General features: G+C 32.8%; 7 protein-coding genes. 6 read left to right on the top strand and 1 reads right to left on the bottom strand.

Translation table 11 applies throughout. The features are described 5' to 3' along the window. A complete protein-coding gene (locus KKQ76_RS02620; protein ID WP_213195699.1) occupies positions 1-741 on the bottom strand; it encodes a UbiA prenyltransferase family protein in 741 nt (246 codons plus the stop codon). A 113-nt stretch (positions 742-854) separates the two neighbouring features. On the opposite strand from KKQ76_RS02620, the gene KKQ76_RS02625 reads away from it, so the two are divergent. From KKQ76_RS02625 to KKQ76_RS02650, 6 genes are all read left to right on the top strand, one after another. Continuing rightward, the gene (locus KKQ76_RS02625) at positions 855-6,863 is read left to right on the top strand and encodes an alpha-2-macroglobulin family protein (protein WP_213195700.1); all 6,009 of its coding nucleotides are present in this window, start codon (positions 855-857) and stop codon (positions 6,861-6,863) included. Positions 6,864-6,974: 111 nt separating this feature from the next. After that, positions 6,975-8,381, top strand: a complete 1,407-nt coding sequence (locus KKQ76_RS02630) for a TolC family protein (protein WP_213195701.1) — start codon at positions 6,975-6,977, stop codon at positions 8,379-8,381. A gap of 36 nt (positions 8,382-8,417) precedes the next feature. Beyond that, a complete protein-coding gene (locus KKQ76_RS02635; RefSeq protein WP_213195702.1) occupies positions 8,418-9,377 on the top strand; it encodes an HlyD family secretion protein in 960 nt (319 codons plus the stop codon). A 145-nt stretch (positions 9,378-9,522) separates the two neighbouring features. After that, positions 9,523-10,719, top strand: coding sequence for an ABC transporter permease (locus tag KKQ76_RS02640; RefSeq protein WP_213195703.1), 1,197 nt, complete (start codon positions 9,523-9,525; stop codon positions 10,717-10,719). A 91-nt stretch (positions 10,720-10,810) separates the two neighbouring features. Further along, positions 10,811-11,371 (top strand): Crp/Fnr family transcriptional regulator, encoded by a 561-nt coding sequence (locus tag KKQ76_RS02645; RefSeq protein ID WP_213188780.1) that lies wholly within the window; start codon positions 10,811-10,813, stop codon positions 11,369-11,371. A gap of 108 nt (positions 11,372-11,479) precedes the next feature. Continuing rightward, entirely contained in the window at positions 11,480-11,935 is a 456-nt protein-coding gene (locus tag KKQ76_RS02650) for a DUF1569 domain-containing protein (RefSeq protein WP_213195704.1), read from the top strand. Positions 11,936-12,007: the final 72 nt, after the last annotated feature.

A 12,007-nucleotide genomic window follows, 5' to 3' on the forward strand; every position in this document is an offset into this window, starting at 1 on the left:
TTACTTCAATAAAACGAGAATTAAAAACGGCATTACGCTTAAACTTTCCATTAAAAAAGAATAATACCAATCTTCACGTTTTTGATGAGAAAAATAAATTAAGATAGAGGCAAAGGTAAAGGTTAAGAACAGCGAAATTGCAAATTCAAATTTCAGAAAATATATTGTCAAAACTGAACTCAAACATAAAAAAATATAACTCAAATATTTGGTGTTTTGAATGCCAATTTTCATAGGTAAAGTTGTGAAATCATCTCGTTTTAAATCTCTAATTTCGAATGGGAAAGTAATGGCAGAAGTATAGAAGAAAATAATAAAAAACCACGCCCAATTCATCTCTTTCAGAGGAAACCAAACCAAACTCAGCGCCCAAATAAATCCCACATAAAAAGTTTTGACCAAAGAAAATTGTCGAAGATTAATGTTCAAAAAATCTGCGTTGTAAATAAAACCAAGAATTAAAACAATCAGCCATTTCAAGTAAAAATTCAGTTCAAAATATTTCAAAAGAATGGAACTGATAAGAACAAATCCTAAAATATTCCAAATTTTTGCAAATTTTCTTCTATGATAAACGGTAAAAAAATATCCATTCCAAAACGTAAGGAAAAGGACGAATGCTAAAGTATTTTGGTAAGATTCTTGCTCTTGCAAGATGAAAACGCCTAATAGCGTTGCGCACAGAGAAACATAAATCTGCGATTTTAGTAGAATATTTTTTAGTAAATTTATAACGTTCATTAAGCAAATATAAAAACACTTTGTCATTCTGAATGAAGCAAAGCGAAATGAAGAATCTATTTTTTGATTTTTCGTGACATTTTATTCTAATGCAATAAAAATCTTTTTTGATTATGAAAAAACTAACCCAAATCTTCATTTTACTATTCCTCATTTGGAATATAACTCCTATGAAAGCTCAAATATACTATGACCAACAATGGAAGAAAATTTCTGAAAACTATAAGAAAGGAACTTATAAATCTAATCTTCCGCTCATTTTAGACATTCAGAAACGTGCGATTTCAGAAGACAACGCGATTCAATTGATTAAATCTTTGAAAGCGGAATTAAGCGTGACAGACCTTACCGAAGATGATACTCAAAATGACACCGCTTCTCAATTTTTTAAAAAATTAGAATCTTTTGACCAAAAATTAAAAGGCGAACAAAAATTAGTTTTTCAAGTATTGTTGGGAGACTTTTTTCAAGATTATTACGATGAAAATCAATGGGAAATTAACCAAAGAACGAATGTAAATACTGGCGAAAAGCAAGATTTTTCTCAAATCGAAACATGGAGCAAATTAGATTTTAAAAATTATTTTGCCCAACATTTTTCTGAAATTTCTAAGCAAGATGCAGCGTTACAAAAAATTACGATTTCAAAATATGCAGAAATTTTTGATGGAGTAGAAGATATTGCTTATTTCCCTAGCTTCTTTGATTATAAATCAATGCAATATATTGATTATCTTCAAAGTAATTATTATTTTACTAAAAATGAACTGAAAGAAAATCAGCCTAAAATTTTAGGAATTTATGATGCGTTGATTGCTAAAAATTCAGGAAACGCACAATTGTACTTCAAACATCAAAAACTGAATGACGATTGTGCTTTTACCAAATGTAAAAACAAACAAGAGCAATTAATTTCTCTTTATAATTCAGCAACAGAAGGCGATTATAAAGTTTTAATCGCTCAAGAAATCATTTCCAGTCTTCAAGGAGAACAAAAATTTGAAGAAGCACTTTCTTGGATTGAAAAAGTGAAAAAAGCCTATCCAAAATCTAAATTTTTAGAAAACATCAAAAACCAGGAAAATCAAATCAAACAGCCTTTTGTTAATATAAAATTTGAAACGTCCACTTTGCCGAATCAACCGATTCATTTGGTTGCGGAATATAAAAATACTTCACAGTTTTCGCTCAATATTTATGAAGTGAAATCTGATTATCAAGGCTTTTTGAAGTATATTTATAATTCTTGGAACAAAGATTATTTTTCTCAACTCAAGAAAACTTTGGTAAAAAAAGAAACTTTTCCTTTGAAAAATTTCAAAGATTACACTACTCATAAAACGTCGCTGGAAATTGCGCCACTTCCTTCGGGTATTTACGTGGGAGAATATTTGGTAGATGGCAATGTTCAAGATCATTTTTACTTTATTGCTACCAATTCTAGAATTATTTTTAAGAATAAATCAGACCAACAAATTTTCGAAAACGAATTGCAATTGGTGCTCAGAAATAATGGGAAAATTTTACCAAAAGAAAACTTAGAGTTTTATGAATATGTTGCTCAACAAAATGTAGAAAAATCTGCGGGAGTTACAGATGCTAAAGCTGGTTTCAAAATTCCAGAAAATGATAAAAAACGCTATTATCGCTATGTTTTGGTGCGTCAACCTTCTACCAATGATGTGAATCTTTTGCAAGTCTATGGCAATCAGTATGATACCTCTTTTAACACTAGAAATGAAGTAGAACATGCGCAAATTTTCTTAGACAGAGCAATTTACAGACCTGGACAAACCGTTTATTTTAAAGTGATTGGAACCGCTTTTAGCAGTGAAACCAATAAAGAAAAAGTAACACCAAAAGTGAAGTTGAATATCACTTTGAAAGATACAAATGGTGAAGAAATTTCTACGCAAACTTTAACGACCAATGAATTTGGTTCTGTGAACGGAAGTTTTACGCTTCCGCAAGGAAAACTGAACGGACAATTTACAATAGAAGTAGATAATGACGACGATAATGTGACGGATTACGTAATTGATGGCTATAAAAGTTTCCGAGTAGAGGAATATAAACGTCCGAAATTTGAAGTGAGTTTTGAACCGGTAAAACAAGAATATCAATATGGACAAACCATAGAATTGCAAGGAAAAGCGATGATGTTTTCGGGAGTTCCGCTCAATAATGCTACCGTAAATTATGAAATCAAAAAACAGAATATTCGTTGGAGATATTTCTGGTGGTATCCTCGTGGAAATGATAACGAAAACTCAATTCTTGGCGAAGTAAAAACCAATGAAAAAGGTGAATTTACCATAAAAATTGACCTCAAAAAAGATGAAACTTTAGAAGGAATTCAGATTGATAATTATCAAATCAATGCTTCTGTAACCGATATTAACGGAGAAACACAATCTGACCAAACCAATCTAAAAGTGGCTTCGGTTTCGCATTATATTTCACTTTCAGAAGCGAACACTTCGACTCCGCTCAGTGTGACAGATTATTTTACAGACGAAAATATAAAATTTAAAGTTGAAACTAAAAATTACAATGACCAGATTTTAAAGAAAAGTTACACTGCAAAATTGTCAAAATTATCACCTCAAGAAAGAGTTTTCAGAACCAATTTTGAAAGTGAAATTCAGAATGCCTCTTTCTTTAGTAAAGAAGTTTTTGTGCAAAAATTCCCACATGATTATTTTGATAAATCGGAGAAAGAAAATAGAGTAGAAAAAGTAATTTTTGAAAAAACTCCAGATTCTAAAATTATTAGAATGACAAGTGTTAATTCTGAACTAATTAATCAGCAAGGAACTGCAACTGACTTTGAAATAGGAAAACTTCCGACTGGAAAATATAAACTAGAACTCTTTAACATCGAAGGAAAAGATACCATCAAAACGGAGAAAATTTTTGAAGTTTTTGATAAAGCTAAACTTTCTGAAAATCAAAAGCCTTTCTTAAAAGTAATTCCGGTAAAATCTGAATACAATAGAACTGAAAAGGCGAAATTCTACGTTTATTCAGCCATTCCAGATGTTTTGGTCAATGTATATGTTCAAAACGGTGATGGGAAAACACAGTTTGAGCAATTACCGATTAAAAACGGAATTTTAATTTACGAAGTTCCACTTCCGAAAGATGAAAGCATAGAAAATCTGAATGTTCAGTTTCAAATGATTGCTTTCAATGATGTGCAAACTGTTTCGCAAGATGTGAAAATTTCTTCGGATAAAAAGCCTTTGAAAATAGAATTGGTAACATTTAGAGATAAATTACAACCGAATTCCAAAGAAAAATGGACGATAAAACTTTCCGGTGAAGACAAAGAAAAAGTAACCGCCGAAGTTTTGGCAAATATGTATGATAAATCTTTAGACCAATTTGCGGTAAATACTTATTCTTGGCAAAGTCTTTACAGCAAACCTTACTGGATTTCTCAATACGGCATCAATGAAAGTTTAGTTCAAAAATATTATAATAAAAGACTGAAATATTTTGATAATTTAGGTGTGAATAGACCTGATTTTGATTGGTTTGATGGTTCAATAATAACCGATAAATTGCAAGGAAGAACTCCTGGACTTCAGGTTTCTTCAGCGGTTCCTGGTGCAAATAAAGAAATAAAAATTAGAGGAATGGCTTCAATGAAGGCAGAAGCTGTAACAGATTCCGTAAAAACTAAGAATATTGAAGAAGTAGTAACAGTAGCATATGGAAGGAAAAAAGAAAATTTAGAAAATATAAAAGTTCGTCAGAATCTGAACGAAACCGCATTTTTCTATCCAAATTTAATGACGGATAAAAACGGAAATGTATCGTTTGAATTTACATCTCCAGAAGCGCTTACACAATGGAAATTGATGTTTCTAGCTCATACCAAAGATGCGCAAGTTGCCACTTTAGAAAAAACGGTGGTTACACAAAAAGAATTTTCGGTAACACCGAATTATCCTAGATTTTTGAGAGAAGGCGATGAATTGGTTTTCAAATCTAAATTGAGCAATTTAACGACTTCGCAACTCAACGGTTTTGCGAAATTGCAAATATTAGACGCTTTCACCAATGAAGATATTACTGAAAAATTTGGAATTAACCAGTTAAATGCAGCTGCTGGTTACAACGTAGAACAATCATTTACACTCAATGCAAATGGAAGCACAACCGTTCAATGGAATGTAAAAGTTCCGAATGGTGTTTCTTCTATCATCATTAAAAACGTAGCCACTTCGACTTCGCTCAGTGGACAAGGAAAATTTTCGGATGGCGAACAAAAAGCAATCGCGGTTCTTCCAAACAGAATGTTGGTAACAGATGCCGTTCCGGTTTTTGTGAAAGAAGGTCAAACCAAGACTTTTGTTTTAGAAAATCTGAAAAATAATTCGTCTAAAACAGCAACGAATGTTTCAAACACTTTAGAATTGACGACCAATCCAATTTGGGAAGTGATTTTTGCGTTGCCAAGTCTTAAAAATGATAATAATCTTTCTGCTGATGTGGTTTTCAATAAATGGTTTGCCGATGTTTTGGCGTCTGAAATTTTCAAAGCCAATCCAAAACTGAAAACCGTTTTTGATGAATATCAATCTAAAGGTTTATTAAATTCAAATCTCGAGAAAAACCAAGAATTGAAACAGTTGTTGTTGGAAGAAACACCTTGGGTTTTAGATGCTAAAAACGAAACCGAACAAATGCAGAAACTGGCTCGTTTATTTGATGCCAATAATATGCGAAATTCCATCAATGAGGATTGGAGCGAACTGAAAAAACTGCAAAATCCTGATGGAGGTTTCTCTTGGTACGCTGGTTACCCAAGTTCTTACTACAACTCGCTTTATATTTTGAAAAATTTAGGCAGAATTAATGATTGGTTAAAGGGAAATTTGGCAGATTATCAATCTTCGGAACAAAAAGAAATGGTTTCTCAATTGGTGAAATTTGTGGATAATGAAGTGAGCAGATATTTCGATGTAAAGGCGGTTGCTGAGCGTAGTCGAAGCAATGTTTGGAGTAATTATGCGCTGGATTATCTGGACACTCGTCATTATTGGGAAAAAGAATTTCCGTTAAAAGGAAACGGTAAAACAATGAAAGATTTAGTGATTGCAAAAGCGAAGAAAGCAGAAATTACAGACTTTACTTTCTTTGGTTTACACAGAGCAGCGTTGCTTTTTGATGCTTACAATTTGAAAGACGTTTCTAAAAAATTGATGACTTATCTTAAAGAAACTTCCGTGCAAAGCGAAACGCAAGGGGTGTATTGGAAACATAATCTCAACGATTGGGGTTGGTATTCTTCTAAAACCGTAAATCACGCTGGTGCTTTGGAAGCTTTCAATAAATTGACTACCGACCAAAATTTTGTAGAAGAAATGAAAATTTGGCTCATCACACAGAAAGAAGTTTCCAATTGGGATACTTCCAGAAGTACCGCCGAAGTGATTTACACAATTCTAAATTCTGGGAAATCATGGACTTCTGCGGAATCTGATAAAGCCACGATAATTTGGGGAGGAAAAGATTTGGTAAATCCTTACACAAAAGCAACGGGTTATTTGAAATCAGCTGTGAATTCAGATAAAATTGATAAAAATTTAGCCACAGTAACCATTACAAAACCAGGAGCTGGAATTGTACAAGGTGGTTTATTCTGGCAATATTATGAGGATCTAGACAAAATTAAATCTTCTGAAAGTTATATTTCCATCACCAAAGAATTGTACAAAAAAGTGAAAACCGTAAACGGTGAAGAATTGCAAAAAATTACAGAAAATACACCTTTAAAAATCGGCGATAAAGTTACGGTAAGAATGATTCTGAACACCGATAGAAATATGGAATTTATTCATCTGAAAGATATGAGAGCGGCAGGTTTTGAACCAGTTGACGTACTTTCTGGCTATCAATGGAAGAATAATTTGGGTTATTATCAAGTTACTAAAGATGCTTCTACCAATTTCTACATCGAATACATGCCGAAAGGAAAATACGTTTTCGAGTATGATTATATTTGTAATGCAGCGGGAACGTTCAGTAACGGAATTACTACGATGCAAAACTATTACGCACCACAAATGAACGCTCATACACAAGGAACGAAGGTTTCCATTAATGAATAATTGAAAATGAAATTGCCCACAAAAATTTGTGGGCGATTTTATTTTTTGACAAATATCAAAGGAATATTTTTTCAATCGTCGCAACTTTGCATCTGTAAACAAACATTAAAAATGAAAAACTATAAAACATTAATTTTTACAGCAATGATGGGCTTTCCTTTGTCCTTCTCTGCGCAAACTGCTCCTTCATTCAAGGAATTGGTAGACGCAGCGATGAGTAAAGATGCTGCCATAGAACAACAAAACTTAGAGTCTAAAGCAAATGGATTAGACCAACAAAAATTAAAAGACATTTTCTTACCCAAAGTTGAAATTTCAGGAAAAGGAGAATATTTAAATGCTACGGCAAAATTCCTTTCACCAGAAATTGCCATTCCTGCGATTAAACCTATTTTTCCGGGTGCTGTTTTTCCAGAAGGAACTTTTGACAATAATTTTACTTTGTCGGGTTTTGATGCAGCCGCAAAAGTTGAAGCAAAAGCGCTTCTTTATTCTGGCGGAAAAGTAAAATATCTGAAACAGGCTTTGACCGAGAAAAATAATGCCACTCAAGCTTTACAAGTCAAAAATCAAGACGAAGTCATTACTCAAATTTCTAAAGCGTATGATCAGTTTGCACTGGTAGCAGAGTCAAAAAACGTGTTGGATGAAAGCAAAAAACGTCTGGATGCCAATAAAAAAACTGCAGAAAAAGCTCTTGGTTATGGACTAATCACCCCTTACGATTACAAAAAAATAGAATTGGCACAAGCTACTTTGGATTCTAAAATGGTAGAATACGAAGGCAAAAAAGAGTTGCTGATAACGCAATTGCATCTTTTAACAGGAATTGATAAAGGGCGAATTGCCCTGATCAACCCGAATTTAGAAAAAATTGAGTATTTGGTAACCGATGAAACCATCGACAACAGAGCGGAACTGAAAGCTTTAGATTATGGTTTGAAAGCTATTGATGCTAAAATAAAAGCAGAAAAAACGTGGTGGATTCCGAAAGTTCAAGCCATGACTTCGCTTTCCTACATGGGATTTTATAATACCAATCTTTCTTCATCAAAAGAATTAATGCCGGGAACTGGTGCAAAGTTAGATTATGACTTGACCAATCTTAATTTATTGCCGATTTTTCAAGCGGGAATTGGTTTTAAATGGGATGTTTTTGATGGAAATGAAGGAAAACATGAGGTAGAAAAAGCAAAAATTGAAAGAGAGATTTTAGAAAGTAAAAAATCTGATGCCGAAAGAAAATTACAACTCAATTTAGCCAATAATCAAACCAATTATAACATCGCAAATGCGCAAGTAGACTTAAAAGCGACGGCGAAACAAATTGCTAAAAATGCATTGACACAAGCCGAAAAAGAATTCAGATATGGTTTGATTAAAGCGACGCAATTGATTGAAGCGGAAAACGATTTGGAAGTTGCAGAATTAGAATATCAAACTGCTGTGTTTAACCAAAGAAGGGCAGCGATTGAACTGATGAAGTCCACTCAAAATTTAAACTTAGAAAAACTATAAAACGATAAACATTAATCAATTAAATATTTTAATCCAATGAAAAACTATATTGTAATATCTTTATTTTTAGTAACCTTACTTTCTCTCGGAGCTTGTAAAAATGAAACTCCACAAAAATTAACCGAAGGAAAAACCAAAAAAGAAATTGTTTCTTTTGCGCCAAAAGTTACAGGTAGAATTTTAAAAATTTATGTAGAAGAAGGACAAACTGTAAAAGCAGGAGATACGCTCGCAATGTTAGACATTCCAGAAGTTTCTGCGAAAATTGCTCAAGCAAAAGGAGCAACTGCCGCTGCCGCCGCACAAGCACAAATGGCAAAAAATGGAGCAACTGCAGATCAACTTCGTCAGTTACGAGCCAAACAAAAGGGTTTAGCGGAACAATATCAGTACGCTCAAAAATCTTTTAAAAGAGCGCAAAATATGTACAAAGACAGTTTGCTTTCTCCACAAAATTATGATGAGGCTTTCGCAAAATTACAAGGAGCAAAAGCGCAATATGACGCAGTGAATGCAGAATTACATGATGTAGAAATCGGTACAAGATTAGAAAAAATAGAAATGGCAATCGGTCAAGAAAATCAAGCGAGAGGTGTTCTTCAGGAAGCTAATGTTGCCTATTCTGAAAGATATATTATCGCAACCAATGATATGGAAATTGAAACCATTTCTCTAAATGTAGGCGAATTGGCAACTGCAGGTTATGCTTTATTTAATGGCTATATTCCGAATTCGACTTATTTCCGTTTTACCATTCCAGAAAGTAAAATTTCTAAATATCAAAAAGGAATGACCGTGAATATGAAATCTACTTACGGAAATCAAGAGTTTTCAGGAAAAATAGTTTCTATCAAACAATTGACAAAATATGCAGATATTACCACTGCTTTCCCTGATTATCAACCAGAAGATGCGGTTTACGAAATTAAAGTAATACCTACAGATAGAGCAAAAGTGAATAATCTATTGGTGAATTCTAGCGTAACTTTAAAATAATCTTAACTAAAAACCGCAAAAGCTCCAAAAGAAATGTTTGAAAATAAGCAATTCAAAAGTAAAAAAAGTTTTTTTTCTTTTGGAAAACTTTAAAACGGAAAAGCTTTTGTCTCTTTTGTGGTTAAAAAATTAAAATTTAGAAAAAATGAAACAGTTAAGATACCTTTTAAAAAGAGAGTTTCATTTGTTCTTCACGAACAAAACAATGCTTTCTGTATTTTTTATGGCTCCCATATTCTACGCGCTTTTGTTAGGTTTTACCTATGAAAAGGGAAAAGTAACGGATATTCCTGTGATTGTGATTAATCATGACCAAACTCCTTTGTCTAACCAAATTGTAGACATGTTAGATGATAATCAAACGCTGAAAGTGCTGAATTATGTAGAAGAACCGGCGATTTTGAAAGATGAGGTCATCAAAACAGAAGCAGGAGCAGTAGTGATTATTCCTGAACGTTTCGAGGCGAATATGCTGCAAAAGAAATATCCAGAAATTAACGTGTATCTCAATACTTCGAATGTATTGACGGCCAATTTTGCTTCAAAAGCAATTCAATTAACCTTGGGAACTTTTTCAGCAGGTGCAGAAATGAAAGCTTTGCAAAAAAAAGGAATGAATGCAGACCAAGCAAAAGCCAATATAGAACCTTATAAAGCCAATTATATTACGCTTTTTAACACCACAAGTAATTACTTAATTTTCATGTGGCCAGCAATGATGGCAGTGGTATTACAGCAAGTCATTCTTTTGGCAATGGCAGTTACGTTTTCAGAAGAATTTAAAAGAGATTCTTTCATAAAAGATTTTGCAGGGAAACACAAATATGCAATTTTGGTAATGGCGATTAAATGTTTACCTGTTTGGATTTTTTCCAATTTAAATATTTTATTCTTTTACTTGTGCAGCTTGTATTTTAAAATTCCAGCTCCAGAAAACGCTATGAATTTCTTTTTGATAACTGCAATTTTTGTAGTAGCAGCAACCAATTTAGGCGTTTTGGTAAGTATTTTGGTTCCAGATGCGCTCAAAGCGACTCAGATTTTAATGGTAATTGCTTCTCCTGCGTTCATCATCAGTGGATTTACTTGGCCAAATTATGCGATGCCAGATTTCATCACTTATTTCACTAAAATTATTCCTTTAACACCATATTTAGAAGCTTTGAAAATTATGGTGGTAGAAAAAGGTTCCGATTATTTAACCCAAAAATATTTCTGGCACTTGTTTATTCTAGGTTGGGTTTATTTTCTTTTAGGTTGGATAGCTTTGAAAATCAAAATCAAAATGCTGTTCAAAGAATATCATCTCTCTGAAGATTATGACGACCAAGGGTTCGTTTAATCCATATAGTTTTTTTATTAATGTTTATTCGAAGGCGTTTCAGTTTACTGAAACGCCTTTTTTGTGTATTTTTGCCAGAAATTTGGTTTTCATGAAATTAATTCAAGAACTTAATAAGCACATTAAAGTAGATGCAGAAATAGAGCGTTTTTTAAATGAAGAATGTGAAACAAAAGTCTTTGAAAAAGGTGAAATATTGAGCAAGCAGAATCAATACAATCATACTGTTTTCTTTGTAGATGAGGGTTTGCTAAGAATGTTTTACTACGAAAACGGAAAAGATATCACCACCAATTTTTATTCTGAGGGAAAGATTACGGCTAATATAGATACTCTTTTTAAAAACCAACCTACTCGAAATAACATAGAAACGTTAGAAAAATCTGTAATCACCACTTGTAATTTTAATAAATTAGAGGAATTATGTTCGGTTTCGCTTACTGCGGCAAATTTCAGCAGATATATTCTTGGAAACTTAATGATAGAGATGTCGCGCAGAATTTCTTCGCTGCAATATATGACGGCAAAAGAAAAGTACATTCAACTTTTAGAAGAAAATCCTAACATTATTCTCAGAGCTCCATTAGGAATGATTGCAACTTATCTGGGAATTTCTCAGGAGACTTTAAGCAGAATCAGAAGTGATATTTAAGGTCAAAAACGGTTTTTTATTTTCTAAATTTTATCATATTTTTAAGATTCTTTTGGTAGGCGTTTTAGAAATTTCAATTAACTTTGAGATTCTCTAAAAATAAAATCCATGCAAAACGTTTTTGATGCACAAGATGCACAAGAGTACATCAATAGAATCAATAATTTAACACCAGAAACCCAAAGAAAATGGGGCAAAATGAGTGTAGACCAAGTTTTAGCACATTTGAATGTAGCCTATGACTTGACTTTTACACCAGAAAAATTTCCAAAACCTAATTTTATTGCCAAATTTTTACTTTCGAAATTTGTAAAGCCGAAAATCACCAACGAAATTCCTTATAAACCGAGTTTGCCAACAAGTCCAGCTTTTATTATTTCTGATGAAAGAAACTTTGAAGAAGAAAAAGCCAAATTAATTGGCAATATTCAGCGTGTGCAACAATTGGGAAGAGAAGCTTTTGAAGGAAAAGAAAATATTAATTTCGGGAAAATGACGGCTCAAGGTTGGAATAATATGTTTGCGAAACATCTCAATCATCATTTAGATCAATTTGGAGTTTAAATGCTGAGAGAAGGCTGATAAATTTCAGCAACATTAATCAAGATATTTTTTGTAAATTCGAATATAAATAAT

It is taken from the genome of Cloacibacterium caeni (assembly GCF_907163105.1).
Lineage (GTDB): Bacteria > Bacteroidota > Bacteroidia > Flavobacteriales > Weeksellaceae > Cloacibacterium > Cloacibacterium caeni_A.